At 72.7% G+C, this 24,692-nt stretch carries 17 protein-coding genes; 6 read left to right on the top strand and 11 right to left on the bottom strand.

The window, feature by feature from the left end; genetic code table 11:
- Positions 1–6 precede the first annotated feature (6 nt).
- The 6 genes from KV381_RS23145 to KV381_RS23120 form a co-directional block, all read right to left on the bottom strand.
- On the bottom strand, positions 7–1,623 hold the full coding sequence (locus KV381_RS23145; RefSeq protein ID WP_218786108.1) for a succinic semialdehyde dehydrogenase: 1,617 nt from the start codon (positions 1,621–1,623) through the stop codon (positions 7–9).
- A gap of 173 nt (positions 1,624–1,796) precedes the next feature.
- Positions 1,797–3,443, bottom strand: a complete 1,647-nt coding sequence (locus KV381_RS23140; protein WP_098025324.1) for a serine/threonine-protein kinase — start codon at positions 3,441–3,443, stop codon at positions 1,797–1,799.
- Positions 3,444–3,548: 105 nt separating this feature from the next.
- Positions 3,549–5,273 (bottom strand): serine/threonine-protein kinase, encoded by a 1,725-nt coding sequence (locus KV381_RS23135; protein ID WP_218786107.1) that lies wholly within the window; start codon positions 5,271–5,273, stop codon positions 3,549–3,551.
- Between the two features lie 144 nt (positions 5,274–5,417).
- On the bottom strand, positions 5,418–8,516 hold the full coding sequence (locus KV381_RS23130; protein WP_218786106.1) for a protein kinase: 3,099 nt from the start codon (positions 8,514–8,516) through the stop codon (positions 5,418–5,420).
- Positions 8,517–8,727: 211 nt separating this feature from the next.
- Complete coding sequence (locus KV381_RS23125; RefSeq protein ID WP_218786105.1) at positions 8,728–10,848, bottom strand: serine/threonine-protein kinase; 2,121 nt, start codon at positions 10,846–10,848, stop codon at positions 8,728–8,730.
- Between the two features lie 266 nt (positions 10,849–11,114).
- Complete coding sequence (locus KV381_RS23120; RefSeq protein ID WP_030628697.1) at positions 11,115–12,821, bottom strand: glycerol-3-phosphate dehydrogenase/oxidase; 1,707 nt, start codon at positions 12,819–12,821, stop codon at positions 11,115–11,117.
- Between the two features lie 242 nt (positions 12,822–13,063).
- On the opposite strand from KV381_RS23120, the gene KV381_RS23115 reads away from it, so the two are divergent.
- Both KV381_RS23115 and KV381_RS23110 read left to right on the top strand, forming a co-directional pair.
- Positions 13,064–14,326 carry a nucleotide sugar dehydrogenase gene (locus tag KV381_RS23115; protein ID WP_030084435.1) on the top strand — a complete coding sequence of 421 codons (1,263 nt, stop codon included), beginning with the start codon at positions 13,064–13,066 and terminating at the stop codon, positions 14,324–14,326.
- A gap of 134 nt (positions 14,327–14,460) precedes the next feature.
- Positions 14,461–15,090: a hypothetical protein gene (locus tag KV381_RS23110; RefSeq protein WP_230543709.1), complete on the top strand. Its 630-nt coding sequence runs from the start codon at positions 14,461–14,463 to the stop codon at positions 15,088–15,090.
- A gap of 73 nt (positions 15,091–15,163) precedes the next feature.
- Here the strand turns inward: KV381_RS23110 and KV381_RS23105 are convergent, their stop codons facing one another.
- From KV381_RS23105 to KV381_RS23090, 4 genes are all read right to left on the bottom strand, one after another.
- Entirely contained in the window at positions 15,164–16,288 is a 1,125-nt protein-coding gene (locus tag KV381_RS23105) for a GuaB3 family IMP dehydrogenase-related protein (protein WP_007453079.1), read from the bottom strand.
- Positions 16,289–16,392: 104 nt separating this feature from the next.
- Positions 16,393–17,895 carry an IMP dehydrogenase gene (gene guaB, locus KV381_RS23100; RefSeq protein ID WP_030084431.1) on the bottom strand — a complete coding sequence of 501 codons (1,503 nt, stop codon included), beginning with the start codon at positions 17,893–17,895 and terminating at the stop codon, positions 16,393–16,395.
- Between the two features lie 139 nt (positions 17,896–18,034).
- Entirely contained in the window at positions 18,035–18,610 is a 576-nt protein-coding gene (locus KV381_RS23095; RefSeq protein ID WP_030084428.1) for a sigma-70 family RNA polymerase sigma factor, read from the bottom strand.
- A gap of 279 nt (positions 18,611–18,889) precedes the next feature.
- Positions 18,890–19,501 carry a response regulator transcription factor gene (locus KV381_RS23090; RefSeq protein WP_003948568.1) on the bottom strand — a complete coding sequence of 204 codons (612 nt, stop codon included), beginning with the start codon at positions 19,499–19,501 and terminating at the stop codon, positions 18,890–18,892.
- A gap of 453 nt (positions 19,502–19,954) precedes the next feature.
- On the opposite strand from KV381_RS23090, the gene KV381_RS23085 reads away from it, so the two are divergent.
- The gene (locus KV381_RS23085) at positions 19,955–20,290 is read left to right on the top strand and encodes a WhiB family transcriptional regulator (protein WP_103536351.1); all 336 of its coding nucleotides are present in this window, start codon (positions 19,955–19,957) and stop codon (positions 20,288–20,290) included.
- Between the two features lie 139 nt (positions 20,291–20,429).
- Here the strand turns inward: KV381_RS23085 and KV381_RS23080 are convergent, their stop codons facing one another.
- Positions 20,430–21,320, bottom strand: coding sequence for a LysR family transcriptional regulator (locus KV381_RS23080; RefSeq protein ID WP_030084425.1), 891 nt, complete (start codon positions 21,318–21,320; stop codon positions 20,430–20,432).
- A gap of 81 nt (positions 21,321–21,401) precedes the next feature.
- On the opposite strand from KV381_RS23080, the gene KV381_RS23075 reads away from it, so the two are divergent.
- The 3 genes from KV381_RS23075 to KV381_RS23065 all read left to right on the top strand — a co-directional run bounded on the left by KV381_RS23075 (position 21,402) and on the right by KV381_RS23065 (position 24,681).
- On the top strand, positions 21,402–22,070 hold the full coding sequence (locus tag KV381_RS23075; protein ID WP_218786104.1) for an MOSC domain-containing protein: 669 nt from the start codon (positions 21,402–21,404) through the stop codon (positions 22,068–22,070).
- A 180-nt stretch (positions 22,071–22,250) separates the two neighbouring features.
- Positions 22,251–23,831 (top strand): PQQ-binding-like beta-propeller repeat protein, encoded by a 1,581-nt coding sequence (locus KV381_RS23070; RefSeq protein WP_218786103.1) that lies wholly within the window; start codon positions 22,251–22,253, stop codon positions 23,829–23,831.
- A gap of 76 nt (positions 23,832–23,907) precedes the next feature.
- Positions 23,908–24,681, top strand: a complete 774-nt coding sequence (locus KV381_RS23065; RefSeq protein WP_030628687.1) for an SDR family oxidoreductase — start codon at positions 23,908–23,910, stop codon at positions 24,679–24,681.
- The last annotated feature ends 11 nt before the right edge of the window (positions 24,682–24,692 follow it).

Raw genomic sequence — 24,692 nt, 5'->3', positions numbered from 1 at the left:
GGGCGCTCAGCGCAGCCGGAACGCCTTCATCGCCTTGAGGCTGCGGGTCATGAACGCGGCGTACTTCTCGTCGTCCATCCCGAAGGCGGGCGCGAGCGGGATGAGCCGCTGCTGGGCGACGGTCTGGGCCTCGGTGTACTTGAGGATGCCCTCGGAGCCGTGCCGCCGGCCGAGACCGGACTCCTTCATGCCGCCCATCGGGGACTGGACGCTGCCGTAGGCCGGGGCGTACCCCTCGTTGATGTTGACGGTGCCGGTGCGCAGCCGGGCGGCGACCTGGTGGCCGCGCTTGGAGTCGGTGGTCCAGACGCTGGAGTTGAGGCCGTACGGGGTGGCGTTGGCCAGTGCGATCACCTCGTCCTCGTCGCTGAAGCGGTAGATGGCGACGACCGGCCCGAAGGTCTCCTCGGAGCAGACGGACATCGGTGCTTCCACGCCGTCGAGGATGGTCGGCTCGTAGAAGAGCGGGCCGATGTCGGGGCGGGCGACGCCGCCGGCGACGAGGGTCGCGCCCTTCTCGACGGCCTCGTCGACGTGCTGGGTGACGGTCTCCAGCTGACGCTCGCCGACGAGGGAGCCCATGTCGGCCCCGTACGCGAGGGCGTTGCCGAGCCGCATGGCCTTGGTCCGGGTGGCGAAGCGCTGCACGAAGTCGTCGGCGATCGACTCGTGGACGTACAGCCGCTCGATGGAGATGCAGAGCTGTCCTGCGGAGGAGAAGCAGGCGCGGACGGCTCCGGCGGCGGCCTTCTCCACGTCGGCGTCCTTGAGGACGAGCATGGCGTTCTTGCCGCCGAGCTCCAGGGAGACGCCGACCAGGCGGCCCGCCGCGCCGACGGCGACCTCACGGCCGGTGCGGGTGGAGCCGGTGAAGGAGACGTAGTCGGCGCGGCCGACCACCTCGGGTCCGACGACGGGGCCCTCGCCGAGGACGATCTGGAAGACCTCGGCGGGGAGTCCGGCCTCGATCAGCAGGTCGCGGGCCCACAGGGCGGTGAGCGCGGTCTCGGTGTCGGGCTTCATCACGACGGCGTTGCCGGAGACGAACGCGGGCAGGGCGTCGCCGACGGAGAGTTCGAGCGGGTAGTTCCAGGGCGCGATCTGGCCGACGACGCCGCGCGGCTGGCGCAGTTCGGTGACCTTGGTGAGGGTCGGGACGACGCCGGTGTGGCGGCGGGGCTTGAGGTAGGAGGCGGCCTTGCGCCCGTAGTGGCGGGCGGCGACGGCGACGGCCTGCACCTCCTCGTGGGCGTGCAGCCGGGCCTTGCCGGTCTCCAGCTGGATGAGGTCGAGGACCTCGGACTGGCGGCTCAGGACGAGGTCGTGGAAGCGCAGCAGGACGGCGGCCCGCTGCCGTACGGGGACGGCGGCCCAGACGGGCTGGGCGGCGCGGGCCCGGTCGAAGGCGGTGGCCACGTCCTCGGGGGTGGACTCGGGCAGGTCGGCCAGCTTCTCCCCGGTGAAGGGGGTGTGGTTGGCGGTGCGGCCCGACCCGACGACGCCACGGGTCAGCTGGGCGATCACCTCGGGGGTGACCACGTCGGCGGCGGTGCGCACACCGGCGGGGGCGACCGCCACGGGGTTCGTACCGAGAGGGGCGTCAGGGGCCTGCGAGTCCGTCATGAGGCCGAGAGTATGTCCAGCCGAAGCCTTTGGGTACCCGTGGGTAACAGTTTTTCACAGGACCCGCCGACCCCGCCCGACGCCCACTCCGAACGAGCCAGTGATCGCTGGCGACATAACCGCTGATCAGTGGCGTTGTGGCCGGCCACCGCATGGCGGCCGGCCCACGGCACTCAGGAAGCGTGAATCTTCAGCCCCTCGGTGACCTCGGTGAAGATCGCGTCGCCGTCCTTCGCCGCCTGCCCCTTCGCGGGCATCCGCACCCGCACGTGCCAGTAGGGGTCGCTCTCCTTCTCGCCGGGGATCAGCAGCTCCCGGAAGCGGTAGCGCACCGGCTCGTCGTCGGAGGAGGCGTACGGGGTGTACTCGGTGCTCATCTCGACCGCCTTCCGCCCCTGGTGCGTGGCGTCCTTGTACGTGACGGTGGCGTCCTCCATCTGGGTGGTGTTCGCGCCGCCCTTCTCGTAGTACGCCTTGCGGGCCGCCGGGTCGGCCCCGGGGTTGTCGTCGGTGGTGTCGTCGCTCTTCGGGGCGCGGTGCCAGAAGTCGATCTCGAAGACGCCGCTGGGGTCGGCGTACCAGACCAGTTCGCCGTCGTCGTCCTGGACCCGCTTGTACTCCTCGGGCACGGCCACGTCCGCCGACAGGACCTCGTTCTCGGGCCGGATCTGCCAGTTCTCGGGAGGTCCGTCGCCCGCGAACGGGTTGAGCAGGACCAGCACGAGCGCGACCACCACCGCCAGCGCCCCGCCGCCGAGGGCGAACTGGGCCACGCGGTTGCGGTGCAGCACCGGCGGCACCCACTTGCTGCCGCCGCCACCGCCCGCCGCGACCGCTCCGTACGGGGAGGTCACCGGCGCCGGGGCCGGGGCGGCCAGCTGCTGGAGCGTCCGGCGGACCTCGGCGGCCGGCGGGCGCGCGGCCGGGTCCTTGCGGAGCAGCTGCATCACGAGCGTGCCGAACGCGCCCGTGCCGCGGGCGGGCACCTGCGGCTCGGCGGACAGCACGGCCTGGAGGGTGGCCGGGGTGTGCGAGCGGCGGTACGGGGACATCCCCTCGACCGCCGCGTACAGCACGACGCCCAGCGACCACAGGTCCGACTCCGGTCCGGGGCGCTGCCCGAGGACCCGCTCCGGCGCGATGTACTCGGGCGAGCCGACGAACGCGCCGGTCTCGGTGAGCTGCTGTTCGCCCTCGACCTGGGCGATCCCGAAGTCGGTGAGGACGACCCGGTCGCCGGTGCCGAGCATGACGTTGTCCGGCTTGACGTCCCGGTGCAGGATGCCGATCGCATGGGCGGCCGTCAGGGCGTCGAGGACCGCGAGCCCGATCCTGGCCGCCTCGCGCGGGTCCAGGGTGCCTTCCTGGAGGCGGTCGCCGAGCGACGGGCCGCGCACCAGCTCCATGACGATCCACGGCTTGCCGTCCTCGATCACCACGTCGTGGACGGTGACGACGGAGGGGTGGTCGATCCGGGCGGCGGCCCGCGCCTCGCGCCGCATGCGCTGGTGCACGGTGCTGTGTTCCCGCTCGCCGAGGTGTTCCGGTACGCGCGGTTCCTTGACGGCCACCTCGCGGTCGACGACCTGGTCGTGCGCCCGCCACACCGTGCCCATCCCGCCGTGCCCGAGCCGGGCCAGCAGCCGGTAGCGGCCGCCGACGAGGCGGTTCGCCGCACGGTCGGGGGCGCTCGCCGGAGCGGTCGGGGAGGGGACGTACGCCGGGGGCGCGGGGTGCTGCGCGCCGGAGCCGCCCGGTGCGTGCGGTGGCTGGAGTCCATAGCTGGTGGGCTCGTTCGCCCGTCCCCCGTGATCTGTCATGCGCCCATCCTGGTTCACGCGCCGGGCCGGACACCACCGGGGACGTACGGCGGATGCAGAGCCGTGACCGTACAGCAACCCGGGCCGGGCATCGGGCGCCCGCGGTCAGCTCTTCGGGGCGCTCCAGCTGCGCAGCATGATGTCGAACTTCTTCCGGCTCTCCTCCCAGCCCTCCTGCGGAGCGGTGAGGTACAGCGCGTACTCGGGGCCGCCGGAGGAGCCGTAGTACATCTGGTCGATGCCGTGCCGGGGGCCCGGATGGTCCTTGGTCTCGTTCCAGGTGAACTCCCAGAGGGCGCCCGGCCGGTCGCGGAAGGTGTTCTTCTCCATCCCGATCCGCTGATAGCCCGGCAGCCGCTCGGAGAGCTGCTCCTCCATGTTCTCCATGTGCAGATACGGATGGTCGAAGTCCGGTTCCGGGTCGACGCTGATGCGGATCCGGTGGGCCCCGCCGTCCGGGGTGTAGTCGATCTGACCGTTCTCGTACTGCCGGGTCCAGTCCTTCGGCACGACCAGGCTGAACCCCGCTGGGTCGTCGACCCGGTGCCAGCCGTCGGGTATCTCCGGCGCCCCCCGGGCGGGGTCGGTGGGCTCCGGGGTGGTCTGCTTCGCGGGCGGGGTACGACCTGCGGACGTACCGCCGTCCGTGCCGCCCGGGGCCTCCGAGCCGTCCCCGTACTTCATCGCGAACAGCCCGCCCGCGCCCCCGAGGACGGCCGCAGCGACGACCACGACGAGCACCGTGCGCCACCGGGATCCGGCGCGCCGGGTCACCGGGGCGGAGGCGGGGCCGGTGACCGGGTGGGCGCGGTCCGGGCCGGTGGCGGGCGGCACGGTGGCGGGGGCCCCGCCGGGCAGCCGGGCGGTGGCGCCGTCGGAGCCGTCGGAGGGGCGGGATCCGTTCGCGCCGCCGGGGCCGTTCGCGTCCGGGTAGCCGTAGCGGGCGTCCTCGCCGAAGCGCTGGGTCGGCACATGCGCCTGGGCCGCGCGCGGTTCGCGGCCCTCCATGGCGTCCAGCAGCATCTGCTCGGTCTCGGCGGCGGTGGGCCGGTCGGCCGGGTCCTTGCGGAGCAGCGCGGTGATCACTGCGCCGAGCGGACCGGCGTTGACCGGAGCGGGCGGCTCCTCGGTGACGACGGCCTGCATGGTGGAGATCGGGGACGTACGGCGGAACGGGGAGGTGCCCTCGACCGCCGTGTACAGCGTCGCGCCCAGCGACCAGAGGTCGGAGGCGGGTCCCGGGTCGCCGCCGCGTACCCGTTCCGGCGCCAGGTAGTCGATGGAGCCGACCAGTTCGCCGGTCCGGGTGATGGTGGAGTCGCCCTCGATCGCGGCGATCCCGAAGTCGGTCAGCAGCACCTGCCCGTCGCGGGCCAGCAGGACGTTGCCGGGCTTGACGTCGCGGTGCAGCACCCCGGCCCCGTGGGCGGCGCGCAGGGCGCTCAGCACGTGCAGCCCGATGCGGGCGGCCTCGCGCGGGGCGACCTCGCCGCTCTCCTTGGCGGCGTCGGCGAGCGAGGGCCCGTCGACGTACTGCATGACGATCCAGGGGCGGTTGTCGTACTCGATCACGTCATGGACGGTGACGACGCCGGGGTGCGTGATGCGCGCCGCCGCCCGCGCCTCCTTCTGCGTCCGGGCGTGCAGGACGAGCCGGTCGGCCTCGGCGACGTACAGCCCGGCGGTCAACTCCTTGACGGCGACGGTGCGGTGCAGCACCTCGTCGTGGGCGCGCCAGACCTTGCCCATGCCGCCCCGGCCCAGGACCTCGCCCAGCCGGTAGCGCCCCGCCAGCACCAGTCCCGCGTCCGTGCCCTGTGATCGATCCACGTGATGTCCCCGCCCCGTTCCTCGGCTTGCCAGATTACGGAGGCGGAACGGAAAGGCGGAACCGGGGATCGCCCACGAGACCGCACTGTGATGGTTGTCGACACCGCACAACGCCCGTGGCGGTGGGGCGGCGATGACGTGCGGTCAGGCGTTGACCCGGTACGAGGCGATGGCCTGCTCGTAGATCTCGGTGACCTTGTCGCGTTCGTTCTCCGGCCCGATGACCTGGATGACGTGGTACCTGCCGTCGACGATCATCGCGAGATTACGGACGTACACCTCGCGCCCGCCGCTCTCCTGCCAGGTGAACTGCCCCTCGGCCATGGCCTGCCGGCCGACGTCGACCCGGCGCAGCCCGGAGGAGGAGGACCAGCTGGAGTCGCGGAACGGCTGGAGCTCGGGCTCCTTGTTCCGCTGGTAGTCCAGCGGATCGCTGCCGCCCGCCTTCACCGTGTCCCGGCCGGGCACCACGAGCAGGGTGAACCCGTCGCTGCCGTAGCGGATCTGACGGTCCGCGTTGGCGGGGCTGCGCTGCCAGTCCTTCGGTACGCCGACCTCGAAGCCCTCCGCGTCCTTGCGGAGCGTGTAGCCGGAGGCGAGCGCGACGGCCGACCGGCTGGTCTGCGGCTGCTGCGAGCCGGCGTCGGACGACCCGTCCGACGAGGCGGACGGCGCGGGCTCGCCGGAGGCGGCGGGCGGTGCGGCGGAGCCGGTGGGCGGCGTCGGCGCGCCGTTGTCCGCGCCCTCCCCCTGCTTCGGCAGGAACATCACCGCGTACGCGACGGCGGCGGCCATCAGCAGCAGGATCAGGACGAGCAGCAGCCGGCCCAGACTGCGCGGCGAGGACGACCGGTCGCCCCGGCGCGGCGGTTCCCGCAGCACCCGGGGCCCCTTGGGCGCGCGCGGCGCACGGGCCGGACGCTCCTCCTCCCAGGCCTCGACGGGCATCCGCACGGACCGGTCGGGCGGCAGCAACGAGTCGTGCCGGTCACGCTGCTTGCCGCCGCCGCGCTGCCCGGGCGGCTGCTGACGCTTCCCCTGCCGGTGCTTTCCGTGCGCGGCGCCGCCGCCGAAACGGCCCCGGCGCCGACGGACCAGCTCGCCCCGGCGGCGGACGACGGGGAGCCGGGTGGCGTCGGGCGCGGGCAGGGGGACGACATCGGCGCCCGCCTCCGGCTCCGGCGCGGAGCGCACCAGCGAGCGCAGCCAGCCGCGCAGCTCCTCGAAGTCCGGCCGCTCCGTGGGGTCCTGGCGCAGCAGCGACTCGACGACGGGCCGCAGCGGGCCGCACTCCTCGGCGAAGGCGGGCGGCTCGCCGCACACCATCTGGACGAGCTCGGCGGCGTTCTCCTCGGGGTAGGGGGCGTGGCCCTGGACGGCGCGGTAGAGCAGCGCGCCGAGTGCCCACAGGTCGGTGGAGGGGCCGATCGGGGGCGCGAGCTGCCAGTTGTCGTGGACCGGGCCCGCCTGCTCGGGGGCCCAGCGCTCGGTGACGGCTCCGACCACGGCGATCCGTGCCTGGCGGGCGCGTTCGGCGGCGAGCGGGGTGGTGGGGCCGCGGTAGACGGCGGGTTCGCCGCCCGCGACGGCGTCCTCCCAGGCCCGGGACGGGGACGAGGGCGGGGCGGTGCGGGCGAGCTGCTTGGGCGCGGAGGCCGGCGGTCCGGGCCGCCGGGAGTCGGCGCGCAGCGCGTCCGCGCCGGAGCCGCCCGCGGGGACGGGCCGCCCCGCGCCGGGCCCGTCGTCCCAGGTACCGGCGAGGTGGACGCGCCGGCCGGGCGGCCGGGGGCCCTCTTCGTCGTCCTCGTCGTCCTCGTCGTCGTAGGGGTCGTCGGCGGGGCTGCCCCAGGGGGCGGTCAGCCGGGGGGCTCCGGGGGCCGGGCTCTGGAAGGGGAGGTCGCCGGTGCCGGTGGTGGTGTCGCGCGTGCCCGTGTCGGTGGTGGTGTCGCCGGTGCCGGTGCCGGTGTCCGTGCCGGCGCCCGGGGCCGTGGTGCCGGTGCCGGGTGCGGATCCGGCGCTGTCGGCCTCCGGAGCGGCATCGCCCCCGGGCCGCGGCGGCTTCGTGAGGTCGGCGGGGGTGCGGTCGGCCTGCTGACGGTCCTCGGTGACCCGGGCGGCGGCCCGCGCGCCCGCCCGGTAGGCGGCGATGGCCCCGGCGCGGGCGGCCCGCAGCTGGGCGGCGCTCGCGGCGCCCGGCTCGGCGGGCGGTACGGCGGTGTACGGGACGGCGGGGGCGGCGGGGCGCGGGACGATCTCCTGCGCGTCGGCGCGCTGCTCCGGTACGGGTCCGGCCTCGCGGCCCGACGGCGGATCGTGGCGGTCCTCGCCCCGGCCGTCGTCGTACCGGCCGTCATACCGATCGTCGTCCGGGCCGTCGCCCGGGCGTGGTGCGTACCCCTGCGGCAGCGGCGGAACGGGAAACTCCCGGTCGCCACCGTCGCCCTCGCCGCTCCGGTGGTCGGCGTACTCCTGGACGGCCTCGTACTCCGCGCCGTCCGCATAACCCTCGACCGCCGCGTACTCCGCGTACTCCACCTCCGCGTCGCTCCTGGCGGCCGGCAGCGCATACGCGCCGCCGAGCTCCCGCGGCGGGGCGGGCTCGACGGCCGGGATGCCGTACGTCGTCGGGGCGGCCACCGGGTCGGCGTCGGGCCGCGGTTCGGGGGCGTACCCGCAGAGCGCCTCCTCGGCGGCGCCCGCCGCGAGGCCGGTGAGCATGACGCGGCCGTCGTCGCAGACCAGGACCGTGCGGACGGTGATGTTGCGGTGGGTCCAGCCGTGGGCGTGCAGCACCCGCAGGGCGGTGAGCACGTCGGAGCCGATCTCGGCGGCCCGGTAGGGGTTGAGGGGGCGTTCGGCGAGGAGGGCGGCGAGCGGGCGGGCCGCGACGAGCTCGCTGACTATCCACAGCGAACCCGCTTCGGCGAACACGTCGAAGACCTGGTCGAGCCGGGGGTGGTCGGGCACCTGGGCGGCGGCCTGCGCGGCCTCGATCGCCCGTCGGACCGCGGGGTCCGTGCTGCGGCGGACCGCCCGCCCGGTGGCGCGTCCGGACAGGGAGGCCCGCCCGTCGGCGTCGAGCACCTCCGCGTCGACGATCTCCGGCAACGGCACCTGGCGGACCAGGACTTCCTGGCCGCTGTAGGTGTCGAACGCCCGGGTCTCGGCCAGTTCGTACCCGTCGGACGGGGGCAGCGGAAGGCGGTAGCGGTCGGCAAGCACCCGACCCGCGTAGTCGTCCACGACGCCTCCCCAGAGCGCGCTGTTCCCCCGGCCGTCAGAGGTGCACGTATCCGTCAGTTACGGTCATTCGGCGGGCAATTGACCGGTGATTCCGGCTGCGTACGGTCTCCGGCCTCTTACGATACGTGGCAACACGGGCCGACGGGCCGGGTCGTGCCAACCCGGCCCGCACAAACGTTTCACACCGGCCCGGATCGGGCGTGCCCGGCGGTCAGTCCGTGGGCGTGAAGGTGGCGAACGCCGTGTCGCGCAGCGTCCGGCACGCGTCGCCGTCCCACTCGTCGATCTTGCAGCTGATCATGATCGAGTAACCGCGCTTGGCGTCGACCTTGAAACCGCGGTTGAGCACCCGGACCCGGACGCCGTTGTGGTTGCGCTCGAACGTCCAGTCCGCGACGGTCGGATAGCCGTTGTACTCGACCTTCTTTATGCTGCCGTGCTTGTACCCGTCGCTGAGGACCTTGGCGCTGCCGACGGCCCCGCGCCAGGCGGCCGCCGCGTCGTCCTTGGGCGAGCTGTTGAAGTCGACCTGGACCCGGGGGAAGCTGCCCTGCGCGGCGTTGTAGATGCCGCCGGAGTTGGTGCCCGCGATGCCCGTGCGCTTGAAGTCGCCGGGCATCGCCATGGTGAAGTGGAACCGGGTGTCGGTGACGTTCTCGTAGCCGGCGGGCAGGGAGTCGCCCGCGGCCGGACCGTCTCCCTCGTCGCCCTCGGGGTCGTCGCCCTTCGGGTCGTCGGAGCCCTCGCCGGACGGGTCCTCGGAGGCCCGGCCGTCCTCCTTGCCCTGGCCCTCCTTCTGGCCGTCGCCCTTCCCGCCGGCCGAACCGCCGCCGGTGTCGCCCTTGTCGTCGGCGCCGCCGGCCGAGGCTCCGGCCGACGCGGCGGTGTCGTCCTTGCCGCCGTTCCCGTCGCCGTCGCCGAGGGTGAGCGCGAGGATCGTGCCGAGGATGGCCAGCGCGACGACGGCCGCGATGATCGCGAGGGTGCGGCGGGGCACCACATCGGTGATCGAGGCACGCGTGGACGCGGGCGGGGCGGGCGGTCGCTGCCCGGGTACGGAAGCACTCGCCGTCGCCGTGGACTTCGGGGCGCCGACGGGTGCGGCGGGGGCCGCGACGGCTCCCTTCGCCGCCGTGCCGGACGGCGCGCCCGGCGTGGAAGTCCCGGGCGGGGACGGCGGCTTGGGCGGGGCTACGGGCGAACCGGTGGCGGCGGCGGCCGGAGAGCTCGCCGACGCGGCGGCCGCGCCCGCCGCGGCTCCCGTCGCCACGGCCGGGGTCTTCGCGTTGCGCACGGAGCGCAGGGCTCCGCGCAGCCGGTCGCGGGCGCCCTCGCCGGACTCGCCCGAGCCGGTGGACTGCTTCGGCGGCTTCGGGGCCTTGGGCTGCTTCGGCGTCCGCTTGACGAGGGGGTCGGCGGCGGGGACCGGCGGGATGGCCATGATCTGGGTGGAGTCGGCGGGGGCCGGCGCGGGAACGTCGGGGGCGTTGATGACGTCGTTGAGCAACGCCCGTGCCCCGGCGTCGTCGAGGCGCTGCTCGGGGTCCCGGGCGAGCAGCCCGTAGATGACCTCGGTGAGCGGACCGGCGTTCTTGGGCGGGTCGAGCGGTTCGGTCATCACGGCCGTGAGCGTGGCGATGGCCGAGCCCTTGTCGTACGGCGGGCAGCCCTCGACGCTCGCGTACAGCAGTCCGCCGAGCGACCACAGGTCGGCGGGCGGGCCCGGCTTGTGCCCACGCGCGCGCTCCGGCGAGATGTACGAGGGGGCGCCGACGAGCATGCCGGTGGAGGTGACCGACGGGTCGCCCTCGACCTGGGCGATGCCGAAGTCGGTGAGCACGACGCGCCCGTCCTCGGAGATCAGCACGTTGGACGGCTTCACATCGCGGTGCAGGATGCCCTCGCGGTGCGCCGAGCGCAGCACGTCGAGGATGGCGAGTCCGACCTCGGCGGCCCGCTTCGGCGTCAGCGTGCCGTCCTCGCGGATGGCCTCCGCGAGCGACTTGCCCTCGATCAGCTCCATGACGATCCACGGGCGGTCGTCCTCGTCGACCACGTCGTAGACGGTCACCGCGCTGTTGTTGCGGATCCGTGCGATCGCCTTGGCCTCACGCAGGGTGCGCGTGATCAGCCGGCGCTTCTCGTCCTCGTCGATCGCCGAGGGGAACCGCAGTTCCTTGACCGCGACCGTGCGGCCGAGCGTCTCGTCGTCGGCGCGCCAGACCGTACCCATGCCGCCTCGGCCGAGCACCTCACCGAGCCGGTAGCGCCCCGCGAGGAGCCGACCGTTCTTGTCCCGTTGGGGCTCCCGTGACTGCTCCGCCTCCGACATGCGTCCCCTCTGCGATCAACCCGCCCTGGCAGAGCGTCCATTGTCCCTCACCCCGGGACCGGTCCTGGTGCCGGGTCCGGGGTCCGCCGCGCCACGGCCCAAGGAGGAATCTCCCACAGCCTCCTACCGACCCGGCCTCCCCGTCCAGGCCGGACCGGGCCACGGTCCCGCCCCACGGGACCGGTGGGGCCCAACTGCCCCGGCGGCAACAGGCGGTGGCCGCCGTCCGGGGCTCGTCGGGGCGGGCGGGCGCCGAAGGGGCCCTCCTAGATCGGCACGATGTCCGGTGCGCCGAGCCGGGCCGCGTCCGCCGTGAGGTCGTCCGGCTGCCGCTGCGATTCGCGCTCGGCCTCCACCCGCTTCTCGTAGTGCTCGACCTCCCGGTCGATCCGCCCCTCGTCCCAGCCCAGCACCGGCGCCATCAGCTCCGCGCAGAGCCGGGCGCTGCGGGTGCCCCGGTCGAAGGTCTCGATGGAGATCCGGGTGCGCCGGGTCAGCACGTCGTCCAGATGGCGGGCGCCCTCGTGGGAGGCCGCGTAGACGATCTCGGCGCGCAGATAGTCGTCGGCGGCGGGCAGCGGTTCGCCCAGGACGGGGTCGGCGACGATCAGTTCCAGAATCTCCTCGGTCATTGAGCCGTACCGGTTGAGCAGATGCTCCACCCGGGCGACATGGAGTCCGGTGCGGGCCGCGATCCGGGCGCGCGCGTTCCACAGGGCCTTGTACCCCTCGGCCCCCAGCAGCGGGGTGTCCTCGGTGACGCAGGCGGCGACACGCTGGTCGAGCCCGTGCACCGCCTCGTCGACCGCGTCCTTGGCCATGACCCGGTACGTCGTGTACTTGCCGCCCGCCACGACGACCAGCCCTGGGGCCGGGTGGGCCACCGTGTGCTCGCGCGACAGCTTGCTGGTGGCGTCCGACTCGCCGGCCAGCAGCGGGCGCAGCCCGGCATAGACGCCCTGGACGTCGTCCCTGGTCAGCGGGGTGTTCAGGACGGAGTTGACGTGCTGGAGGAGATAGTCGATATCGGCGCTGGAGGCGGCCGGATGGGCCTTGTCCAGGTCCCAGTCGGTGTCCGTGGTGCCGATGATCCAGTGCCGGCCCCAGGGGATGACGAAGAGGACGGACTTCTCGGTGCGCAGGATGAGGCCGGTCGAGGAGTGGATGCGGTCCTTGGGGACGACCAGGTGGATGCCCTTGGAGGCCCGGACGTGGAACTGTCCGCGCTCGCCGATGAGGCCCTGGGTGTCGTCGGTCCACACGCCGGTCGCGTTGACCACCTGCTTGGCCCGGACCTCGTACTCCTCACCGCTCTCGACGTCCCGTACGAGCGCGCCCACGACCCGTTCGCCCTCGCGGAGGAAGCCGACGACCCGGGCCTGGTTCGCCACCCGGGCGCCGTAGGAGGCGGCGGTGCGCACCAGGTCGGTGACGAAGCGGGCGTCGTCCATCTGGGCGTCGTAGTACTGGAGGGCGCCGACCAGGGCATCTTTCTTCAGCGCGGGGGCGACCCGCAGGGCGTGCTTGCGGGAGAGGTGGCGGTGGACGGGGAGGCCCCGGCCGTGGCCGGAGGAGACCGACATCGCGTCGTACAGCGCGACGCCGGAACCGGCGTAGAGCCGCTCCCAGCCCTTGTGCTGCAAGGGGTAGAGGAAGGGGACGGGCTTCACCAGGTGCGGGGCGAGCCGCTCCAGGAGCAGCCCGCGCTCCTTGAGGGCCTCCCGGACCAGGGCGAAGTCGAGCATCTCCAGATAGCGCAGGCCGCCGTGGATCAGCTTGCTCGACCTGCTCGATGTGCCGGACGCCCAGTCGCGCGCCTCGACCAGGCCGGTGGAGAGGCCTCTGGTGGCGGCGTCCAGCGCCGTGCCCGCGCCGACCACGCCCGCTCCCACGACCAGCACGTCCAGTTCGCGCTCGGCCATGGCGGCGAGCGCTGCGGTGCGCTCGGCGGGTCCCAGTGTCGCTGTCCTCACTGCTGCCTCCCGGTGGATCGGGGTGGTCGGACACGGGAGTGCCACCCGGCCGAGGGGCCGGCCGCCCGTGTCCACCCTTCGATTCTGTCCGCGCTCCCCGAGTTCAGCCACCGCCTGTGGACAACACCCGGGCGTCCGGAACCACGCAATGCGACATATAGGTCATATTTACGCCTAGTCTGACATTGCGCTGTCCACAGCAGTTGCGATCTTCGCTCTCCGCACTTAGGGGGTCTTCCTGTATGCCCGCAGACCTCGCCGTCATCGGACTCGGTCACCTCGGCCTGCCGCTCGCCCGGGCCGCCGTCACCGCCGGAATCGACACCGTCGGCTACGACCCCGACCCACGCCCCTACGCGGAGCTCGGAGCGGGCCGCAGCCCCGTCGAGGGCACCCTCACCGCGTCCGAGATCCGCCGCATGCTCTCCGGCGGCTTCCGGCCCACCACCGACGCCGCCGAGCTGGGCCGGATCCGTACCGCCGTGATCTGCTCCCCCACCCCCCTCGGCCCCGACCGCACCGTCGACCTCACCGCCCTCGGCGACGCCGCCCGCGCCCTGGCCGCCCGGCTGCGCCCGCACACCACCGTGCTGCTGGAGTCCGCCGTGCCGCCCGGCACCACCGAGACCTTCCTGCGCCCCCTCCTCGAAGAGGGCTCCGGGCTCGTCGCCGGACGCGACTTCCACCTCGCCTGCTCCCCCAGCCGGCTCGACCCCGGCAACCGCACCCACACCTACGCCTCCACCCCCAAGGTCATCGGCGGCCTCACCCCCGCCTGCACCGAGTCGGCCGCCGCCTTCTACGGACGGCTCACCGACAAGGTCGTCCGGGCCCGCGGACCGCGCGAGGCGGAGATGACGAAGGTGCTGGAGACCAACTTCCGGCACGTCAACATCGCCCTGGTCAACGAGATGGCGGTGCTCTGCCACGACCTCGGCGTCGACCTCTGGGACGTCATCCGGTGCGCCGAGACCAAGCCGTTCGGCTTCCAGCCCTTCCGCCCCGGACCCGGCGTCGGCGGCCACGGCGTCCCGGTGGACCCGGGCTGCCTGCCCTACAGCACCCGCACCCCCGGACACCCGCTGCGGATGGTCTCGCTGGCGCAGGAGATCAACGACCGGATGCCCAGTTACGTCATCCAGCGCTGCGCCACCCTCCTGAACGAGCACGGCAAGTCCGTCCGGGGCGCACGCGTCCTGCTCCTCGGGGTCACCTACAAGCCGGACAGCGCCGACCAGGAGGCCGCCCCCGCCCGGGAGATCGCCACCCGGCTGATGGACATGGGCGCCCAGATCGGCTACCACGACCCGCACGTCCTGGACTGGCGGGTGCGCGAACGTCCCGTCCCGCGCGCCGACTCGCTGTACGAGGCGGCGGCCGGCGCCGACCTGACCGTCCTGCTCCAGCAGCACCGCACCTACGACCTCCAGGGCCTCGCGGTCAAGGCCCAACTCCTCCTGGACACCCGGGGAGCCACTCCGGCGGGGGCCGCGCACCGGCTCTGAGGGCGGTGCGCGGCGGCCGAAAAAGATTGCCGGTGACCGGATCCGGTGCGTACTGCTACCCTGCGGCGTCACAGAGCGCACAGACGTGCGCACCACGCACACCCGTGCGCAGCCGCCCCAGGGGGAGTTCCACCGTGAGTCAGCCCGTGCAGCCGCCGAACCAGCCCCAGCAGCCCTACGGCGGTCAGCCCGTAGAAGGCAACCCGTACGCCGGCCAGCCGGGTCAGCCCGCCCCCGCCGCGCCGACCGGCAACCCGTACGGCCAGCAGCCCCCGGCCCCGACCGGCAACCCGTTCGCGGGCCAGCAGCCGGGCCAGGGCGCCCCGTTCGGCGGCGGCGCGCCCTTCACCCCGGCGCCCCCGGCCCGTAACAACGTGCTGCTCGGTGTGCTGGTCGCGCTCGGCGCGGCGCTCGTCGCGGGCATCCTGTACGGCGTGATCGCGGGCTCCATCGAGCGCGAGGTCGGCTACGCGGCGGTCGGCGTCGGCTTCCTGGTCGGCTTCGCGGCGAGCAAGGTCGGCGGCTCCAACCCGGCGGTCATCGCCGCCTCGGCGGTCTTCTCGATCGGCGCCGTCTACCTCGGCCAGCTCGTCGGCATCTCGATGGTGCTCTCCGACCTGGCGCAGATCCCGTTCTCCGAGGTCATCGGCGACCACTTCGACACCGTGACCGAAGCCTGGTCGCAGGAGGCGGACTTCATGACCTACCTCTTCCTCGGCCTCGCCGCGGTCGCCGCCGTCGGTGGCGCCAAGAAGGCCGGCTGACACCCGGCGGGACCACACGGAAGGGCCCGGACCGTCACGGTCCGGGCCCTTCCGTATCCGTACGTACGGGAGATCAGCGGCGGTGCTGCGAGTCCGCCACCGTCACCTCGACGCGCTGGAACTCCTTGAGGTCGCTGTAGCCGGTGGTGGCCATCGCGCGGCGCAGGGCGCCGAAGATGTTCATCGAGCCGTCGGGGGTGTGCGAAGGACCGGTGAGGACCTCCTCCGTCGTCCCGACCGAGCCGAGGTCGACCAGCTTGCCGCGCGGCACGTCCTCGTGGACGGCCTCCATGCCCCAGTGGCGGCCGCGGCCCGGCGCGTCGGTGGCGCGGGCCAGCGGGGAGCCCATCATCACGGCGTCCGCGCCGCAGGCGATGGCCTTCGGCAGGTCGCCGGACCAGCCGACGCCGCCGTCCGCGATGACGTGCACGTACCGGCCGCCGGACTCGTCCATGTAGTCGCGGCGGGCGCCGGCGACGTCCGCGACGGCGGTGGCCATCGGGACCTGGATGCCGAAGACGTTGCGCGTGGTGTGCGCGGCGCCGCCGCCGAAGCCGACGAGGACACCGGCCGCGCCGGTCCGCATCAGGTGCAGGGCGGCGGTGTACGTGGCGCAGCCGCCGACGATGACCGGGACGTCCAGCTCGTAGATGAACTGCTTCAGGTTCAGCGGCTCGGCCGCACCGGAGACGTGCTCGGCGGAGACCGTCGTACCGCGGATGACGAAGATGTCGACGCCCGCGTCGACGACCGCCTTGGAGAACTGGGCGGTGCGCTGCGGGGAGAGCGCGGCGGCGGTGACGACACCGGAGTCGCGCACCTCCTTGATGCGCTGACCGATCAGCTCCTCCTGGATCGGCGCGGAGTAGATCTCCTGGAGCCGGCGGGTCGCGGACTCGACCGGCATCTCGGCGATCTCGTCCAGCAGCGGCTGCGGGTCGGCGTGCCGGGTCCACAGGCCTTCCAGGTTCAGCACGCCCAGGCCGCCGAGCTCGCCGATCCGGATGGCGTGCTGCGGGGAGACCACGGAGTCCATGGGAGCGGCCAGGAACGGCAGCTCGAAGCGGTAGGCGTCGATCTGCCAGGCGATCGAGACCTCCTTCGGGTCGCGGGTGCGGCGGCTCGGAACGACGGCGATGTCGTCGAATGCGTATGCCCGGCGGCCGCGCTTGCCGCGCCCGATCTCGATCTCAGTCACGATGTGTGGCCTTTCCCTCTACGTCTGCGCTGACCAGTATCCCCGACGCACACGTGAGGGGCGGACCGGAGTTCCCGGTACCGCCCCTCACCTGCGCTGACGCGTTACTTCCTGCTGTAGTTCGGTGCTTCCACCGTCATCTGGATGTCGTGCGGGTGGCTCTCCTTGAGGCCCGCCGAGGTGATCCGGACGAAGCGGCCCTTGCTCTCCATCTGGTCGACGGACGCGGCGCCGACGTAGCCCATGGTCTGGCGCAGGCCGCCGACGAGCTGGTGGAGGACGTTGGCCAGCGGGCCGCGGTAGGGCACCTGGCCCTCGATGCCCTCGGGGACGAGCTTGTCGTCCGAGGAGACCTCGGCCTGGAAGTAGCGGTCCTTGCTGTACGACCGGCCCTGGCCGCGGGACTGCATCGCGCCCAGCGAGCCCATGCCGCGGTACGACTTGAACTGCTTGCCGTTGATGAACATCAGCTCGCCCGGCGACTCCTCGCAGCCCGCCAGCAGGCTGCCCAGCATCACGCTGTCCGCGCCGGCGGCCAGTGCCTTGCCGATGTCGCCGCTGTACTGGAGGCCGCCGTCGCCGATCACCGGGACGCCCGCGGCACGGGCGGCGAGCGCGGCCTCGTAGATCGCGGTGACCTGCGGGACGCCGATGCCGGCGACCACGCGGGTGGTACAGATCGAGCCGGGTCCGACGCCGACCTTCACACCGTCGACACCGGCGTCGATCAGGGCCTGGGCGCCGTCGCGGGTGGCGACGTTGCCGCCGATGACGTCGACGCCGACGCTCGACTTGATCTTCGCCATCCAGGCGAGGGCGTTGCTGTTGTGTCCGTGCGAGGTGTCGACGATCAGGAAGTCGACCCCGGCGGAGGCGAGCGCCTGCGCGCGCTCCAGCGCCTCGGGGCTGGCGCCGACGGCCGCGCCGACGAGCAGCCGGCCCTCGGCGTCCTTGGCCGCGTTCGGGTACTGCTCGGCCTTCTTGAAGTCCTTGACCGTGATGAGGCCCTTGAGGAGGCCCGCCTCGTCGACCAGCGGCAGCTTCTCGATCTTGTGGCGGCGCAGCAGCTCCATGGCCTCGACGCCGGAGATGCCGACCTTGCCGGTGACGAGCGGCATCGGCGTCATGACCTCGCGCACCTGGCGCGTACGGTCCGACTCGAAGGCCATGTCGCGGTTGGTGACGATGCCGAGCAGCTTGCCCGCGGCGTCGGTGACCGGCACACCGCTGATGCGGAACTTCGCGCAGAGCGCGTCCGCCTCGCCGAGCGTGGCGTCGGGGTGCACGGTGATCGGGTCGGTGACCATCCCGGACTCGGACCGCTTGACCAGGTCGACCTGGTTCACCTGGTCCTCGATGGAGAGGTTGCGGTGCAGCACGCCGACGCCGCCCTGACGGGCCATGGCGATCGCCATGCGGGCCTCGGTCACCTTGTCCATGGCGGCGGACAGCAGGGGGATGTTCACCCGGACGTTGCGCGAGATGAGGGTCGAGGTGTCGACCGCGTTGGGCAGGACCTCGGACGCGCCGGGCAACAGCAGCACGTCGTCGTAGGTCAACCCGAGCGTCGCGAATTTCTCGGGCACTCCGTCGACGTTTGCAGTCATGACACCTTCCCCAAATGGCCTTGATCGGTGCGGATGTCCATGCTAACGGGCTCCACGGGTGTCTCATTCCACGATCAAGATCACTTGGCCGTTCTGTAGCTTCCTACAGAGCCCTCGGCGAGGGCCGGAACGTGCGTCTCTACTGCTCCGCGAGCGCCCGGAGCCTGCTGAGCGCGCGGTGCTGCGCGACCCGGACGGCCCCCGGCGACATCCCGAGCATCTGTCCGGTCTCCTCCGCGGTCAGCCCGACCGCGACCCGCAGGACCAGCAGCTCGCGCTGGTTCTCCGGGAGGTTGGCGAGGAGCTTCTTGGCCCAGGCCGCATCGCTGCTGAGCAGGGCGCGCTCCTCCGGGCCGAGGGAGTCGTCGGGCCGCTCCGGCATCTCGTCGGAGGGGACGGCGGTCGACCCGGGGTGGCGCATCGCGGCGCGCTGGAGGTCGGCGACCTTGTGGCCGGCGATCGCGAAGACGAAGGCTTCGAAGGGCCTGCCGGTGTCCTTGTAGCGCGGCAGCGCCATCAGCACCGCGACGCAGACCTCCTGCGCCAGGTCCTCCACGAAGTGGCGAGCATCACCGGGAAGGCGGTTCAGCCGGGAGCGGCAGTAGCGCAGGGCGAGGGGGTGTACATGGGCCAGCAGATCATGGGTGGCCTGCGCGTCGCCGTCGACGGCCCGGTGCACGAGGGCACCGATCACCGTGGTTTCGTCGTCGCGCATCGGACCATGGTGCCCTGATGCCGTCAGGTCCGCTCCATCGCGTCCCGAGTTGTGCACCGAAGCGTTATGAGCGGGTGCGCCGGATGTCATGTCCTGCGCCCTCCCCTTCCGCTCGACCGAATCGTTCCTGAGGAACTCCACGACTCAAGGATGCGTCATCGGCCGGGAAGCGTCACATGGCACCGCTGGGCGGGCGCCCGGATACGGGGTGTGGAACCGGTGGCCCGCTCCGTGACCCCGTCCGCCGGTGTGCGGACGGGGCGCGGCCCGGGCCGGTCGTCAGCGGACCAGGCCCCAGCGGAATCCGAGGGCCACCGCATGGGCGCGGTCCGAGGCCCCGAGCTTCTTGAACAGGCGTCGGGCGTGGGTCTTGACCGTGTCCTCGGAGAGGAACAGCTCGCGGCCGATCTCCGCGTTGGAGCGGCCGTGGCTCATGCCTTCGAGCACCTGGATCTCACGCGCGGTGAGCGTCGGGGCCGCCCCCATCTCGGCGGACCGCAGCCGGCGCGGGGCGAGCCGCCACGTCGGGTCGGCCAGCGCCTGGGTGACGGTGGCCCGCAGCTCGGCGCGCGAGGCGTCCTTGTGCAGATACCCGCGGGCCCCGGCGGCGACCGCGAGCGCGACGCCGTCCAGGTCCTCGGCGACGGTCAGCATGATGATCCGGGCCCCGGGATCGGCGGAGAGCAGCCGCCGGACCGTCTCCACACCCCCCAGACCGGGCATGCGTACGTCCATCAGAATCAGATCCGAACGATCGGCACCCCAGCGGCGGAGGACTTCCTCGCCGTTGGCCGCCGTCGTCACGCGCTCGACGCCGGGCACGGTGGCCACCGCGCGACGGAGCGCTTCTCGGGCAAGCGGGGAGTCGTCGCAGACGAGGACGGATGTCATGACCGTCCTCCGCAGCTGATGCGCGTCACCTTGAGCCTCCAGGCTGATACAAGTCGTCACCTGTGCGGTTGACCCCCTCGGACATGTGCCCGAGCCGGATATCCGTCAACCGCATCCGCTCTCTTAACGATGGTCACTCGAAAGAGTTACGGGTCGGGCGGTCGGGTTCGGCACTCTACGTGAAGGCCCGTGCACGGAGGAGAACGGCGCGGGTGATTCACCCGTCAACCGAATCTTCACTCGTTGGCATGCCCTATTTGGCAGCTTTTCTTCCCTTTAGGGGGTGTCTGTGGCTAGATTCGCAATCAGTCATATTTACATCTACTAGCACCGTAGATGTACGGTCGAGACTTCGGTCACACCGATCACAGACGGTCCGATCACAGCAGACCGTCGTTCACAGACGGTCCTGGATGCCGCTTCCGAAGCAGCACAGCTCCGAGGGGACAAGCAATGGCAGATTTCTCCCGCCTTCCCGGACCCAACGCAGACCTGTGGGACTGGCAGCTGCTCGCCGCCTGCCGAGGCGTGGACAGCTCCCTGTTCTTCCACCCGGAGGGTGAGCGCGGCGCCGCCCGGAGCGCCCGCGAGACCTCCGCCAAGGAGGTGTGCATGCGGTGCCCGGTACGGGCCGAGTGCGCGGCGCACGCCCTGGCCGTCAGGGAGCCCTACGGAGTGTGGGGCGGCCTGACGGAGGACGAGCGCGAAGAGCTGATGGGCCGGGCCAGAACCCGGCTGATCACCGCGGCGCCTTCCGGGGCCTCCGCCAACGGCCCCGGCGCCACCTGACACCCGTACGCCGTCACTGAACGCAGAAACGTTTCTTCGAGACCTTCAGCCATCCGGCCCGCGACCAGCCGCAGCGGGACCGGATCCCTCACCACCCGTGGGCCGCGGGGCCCGGCGGGCGCCGCGGCCCCGCGCGGTCTCAGCGCGCGGCCGTCCGCGCCAGCTGGTCCAGCGTGGCCGCCACCGCGGGGACCCGGGCCAGGTCCGGCAGGGTCAGGGCGACGATCTCCCGCTCGATCGCGGGCTCGACCGGCACCGCCCTGGCCCCCTTGGGGCGTACCGACTCGACGGCCAGCTCCGGCAGCACCGCCACCCCGAGCCCCGCCCCGACGAGGCCCATCACCGCCGGGTAGTCGTCCGTGGCGAAGTCGATGCGCGGGGTGAACCCGGACTCCTCGCAGACCTCGACCAGCTGGCGGCGGCAGCGCGGGCAGCCCGCGATCCACGACTCCTCGGCCAGCTCGCCGATGGACACGCTCGCCGCCCCGGCCAGCCGGTGCCCGTCCGGGACCAGGCCGATCAGCCGGTCGGTGAGCAGCGGCCGGACCACCAGGTCGTCCCATTCGCCGCCGGTCGCCCCGTAACGGAACGCCAGCGCGATGTCGCAGTCGCCCTCGCGCAGCAGGTCCACCGAGCGCGGCGGCTCGGCCTCGACGAGCGACACCCGGGTCCCGGGGTGTTCGGCGCGCAGGGCGGCCAGCGCCCCCGGCACCAGGGTGGAGCTGCCGCTGGGGAAGGAGACCAGCCGGACCCGGCCGGCCCGCAGCCCGGCGATGGCGGCCACCTCCTCCTCGGCGGCGGTCAGCCCGGCGAGAATGCCGGAGGCGTGCCGCACCAGCGCCTCGCCGGCCTGGGTGAGGCGCATCTCGCGTCCGGTGCGGATCAGCAGCGTGGTGCCCGCGGAGGCTTCCAGGGCCTTCATCTGCTGGCTGACGGCGGGCTGGGTGCAGCCGAGTTCGCGGGCGGCGGCGGAGAACGAGCCGGTGGTGGACACGGCGCGCAGGACACGGAGGTGGCGAGCTTCGATCACCTCTCCAGCATAAGAAATTCTTGGAGTCGGGGCGAATTAATGAGGTGGCCCTTTGGGATCGGGGGCCGTTAGCGTGACCGCATGAAGCTGCTGACCGTGAATACCGGCCAACCCCGCCACTCCGCGCAGGCCGACGGGCCCGGAGGGCTCACCGGGATCGACAAGCGACCGGTGGAGGGCCCGGTCGAGGTGGGCGACCCCGGCCCCAAGGGCGTCGGCGGCAGCGGACTCGCCGGTGACGCGGTGTGCGACCTGCGCCATCACGGCGGCAGCGACCAGGCGGTGTACGCCTTCGCACGGGAGGACCTGGACGCCTGGGAGCAGGAGCTGGGTGGCCGGAAACTGGCCAACGGCGTGTTCGGCGAGAACTTCACGACGCTGGGGCTCGACGTCAGCGGCGCGCTGATCGGCGAGCGCTGGCGGGTGGGCGCGGACCTGGTGCTGGAGGTGACCTCGGGCCGCATTCCGTGCCGGACCTTCGCCCACCACCTCGGCGAGAAGGGGTGGGTCCGGCGGTTCACCCAGCAGGGCGTCACCGGCGCTTATCTGCGGGTGATCGAGCCGGGGACCGTCCGCGCGGGCGACCCCGTCGAGATCGTGCACCGGCCGGACCACGAGGTGACCGCCGCCCTGCAGTTCCGGGCGGTGACCACCGAACGCACCCTGCTGCCCGCACTGCTGGCCGCCGGGGAGGCGCTGCACCCCGAGGCGCTGCGCAAGGCCCGGGAGTACGCCGCGCGGCAGGGCTGAGGGCCGGGCGGGACGGTCGCGTACGAGAACGGCGCCCCGGCGCGGTGACGTGGCGTCACTCCTCACGAAGGGCCGGGGCGTTGAGCGGGAACTGGACCGGCGCGCGGCGCGTCCACCACCAGGGACCTTGCGTCCGAGAAGCAGCTTTCGCGCCGCGTGGCACGTCTCAGGGGGAAGACCATGCCCGACCCGCAGCAGCCCTGGTACCACCCGGGCCCGCCGCAGCAGCCCGTACCCGGCAACCCGTACGCCTCGGAGGGCGGCGCGGCGGCGGGGTCCGGGCCGCCTCCTCCCCCGCCGCCACCGCGTCGGCGGTTCGGCCGGGGCCCGGTCGTCGCGGCGGTCGTCGCGCTGGTGCTCGCGGTGGTGGCGGGCGGGGTGTACGCCGTCACCGACCGGGGACGGGACGAGCCCACGAAGCCCGTGGCGAAGAAGTCGCCCGGCCCTTCCGGACCGGCGTCCCCGTCCCGTACGCCCGCGGCCGGCGCCCCGGAACTGAGCCGCATTCCGACGACGGCAGAGGTCGCGGCGGCACGGAAGCCGGGTGAGGCGGCGGCGTGGATCGCCGATGACAGGACCGACCTGCCCAAGCAGATCAACCCGGTCCACGACCTGTGGATCGTCGGCGACACCGCCGTCCAGGCCCTGTACCGGAAAGTCACGGCCTACCGGCTCTCGGACGGCGCCGAGGTCTGGAGCGTGACGCTGCCGTCCGCAGTGTGCGAGACACCGGCCAACCCGACGCCCGACGGCAAGGTCGTGGTCTTCCGGAACGAGAGGCCCGACAACGAGCGGAACAATCTCTGCAACCAGATGCAGATGATCGATCTGAAGACGGGGAAGCAGGGGTGGCACAAGAAGCTCGACGAGCCCGGTGACGAGGACGACACGTTCATCGTCTACAGCGCCATCAGCGGCGACGTCCTCTCCGTCGCCCGGGGCCAACGAGTCGTCACCTATCGGATGGGCGACGGGAGCAAGCTCTACGAGGTCCCCCGGGAGAACAAGAACACGTGCGTCCCCGACGATGTGGCGGGCGGACCGTCCCGGCTCCTGGTGAGCTCCGAGTGCATGATCGCCGTCGAGCGGGGCAAGAACTACGGCCAGCTGCGCGAACTCGACCCGCGCACCGGCAAGGTGCTGTGGCGTTACCGGATGAAGACCGGCTGGAGGTTCGGCAGTCTGATCTCCATGGACCCGGTCGTCTTCACCATCTACAACGACAAGGACACCGCGTCCGACTGGCGGATCACGGTCCTGGACCCCAAGGGCAAGCACCGCGTCACCTTCGACGCGCGGGACAAGGGCTTCGAGGAGTGCGCGGGAACCGGATCGGGCGGGAACATCCAGCCCTGCCGGGGCGCCTCGGTCGACAAGGGCCTCATCATGCTGGGTGGCCAGGACCAGGCCGGCGCGTACGACGTGAAGACCGGGAAGTTCCTGTGGGGGATCAAGGACAACCGGCTCCGGAGGCTCTATCCCCTGCGCGCGGAGGGCGGCACGTCGATGCTCATCTACGAGGCGGCCGGACCGAGCAGCCCGGGCCGGACCTTCCTGATGGGCCCGCGCGGCGCCGGCACCGAGACGAACGTCGTGAAGCACCCGGTGGCGACCGCGAAGTGGGAGTACGAGATGTCCATGGGGCACACGGCCTACGTCGACGGACGGCTCGTCCTGACCTCGACGCACATGAGCGGTGACGAGGACCGCGAACCCGTGCGCGAGGCCCGCATGCTGTCCTTCGCCCCGGGGGCGCCCTGACCCGGACCGCGGGGTCTCCCCCGGCCGGGCCGGGCGGGTGTCGTCCCGGGCCGGGCGGGGCACTAACGTGCCGCGTATGACGACTGCACTGATCACGGGCGCGACGGCGGGTATCGGGGCCGCGTTCGCGCGGCGGCTCGCGGCCCAGGGGCACAACCTGGTGCTGGTGGCGCGGGACACCGCACGGCTGCGCGAGCAGGCCACGGAGCTGCACGACCGGCACGGCATCGAGGCCGAGGTGCTGAGCGCCGACCTGTCCACGGACGGCGGGATCGAGGCGGTCGAGAAGCGGCTCGCGGAGCGCACGCATCCGATCGATCTGCTGGTCAACAACGCCGGGTTCGGCAACAAGGGGCGCTTCCTGGAGGTGTCCATGGCCGATGAGCTGACGATGCTGAAGGTGCACTGCGAGGCGGTGCTGCGGCTGACCTCGGCGGCCGTCGCCGGGATGCGGGAGCGGGGCCGGGGCGGGGTCGTCAACGTGGCGTCCGTCGCCGCGTTCGTGCCGCGCGGTACGTACGGGGCGTCGAAGTCGTGGGTCGTGCAGTTCACCCAGGGCGCGGCGCGGGATCTGGCCGGGTCGGGGGTGCGGCTGATGGTGCTGTGCCCCGGGTTCGTGCGGACGGAGTTCCACGAGCGGGCCGGAATGGGCACGGACAACATCCCGAACTGGATGTGGCTGGACGCGGACAAGCTGGTGTCCTCGGCGCTGGCGGATCTGGCCAAGGGCCGGACGGTGTCGATCCCGGACCCGCGCTACAAGGCGCTGATGGGGCTGGTGAAGGTGACCCCGCGCGGGCTGCTCGGCGGGGTCACCTCGCGGACGGGGCGCAAGTACGGCCCGCAGTAGGGCAGTAGGGC

The organism is Streptomyces sp. WY228 (assembly GCF_019287315.1).
Taxonomy (GTDB): domain Bacteria; phylum Actinomycetota; class Actinomycetes; order Streptomycetales; family Streptomycetaceae; genus Streptomyces; species Streptomyces caviscabies.
The sequence above is the reverse complement of the archived record's forward strand: the minus strand, read 5'-3'. Positions and strand labels throughout refer to the sequence as shown.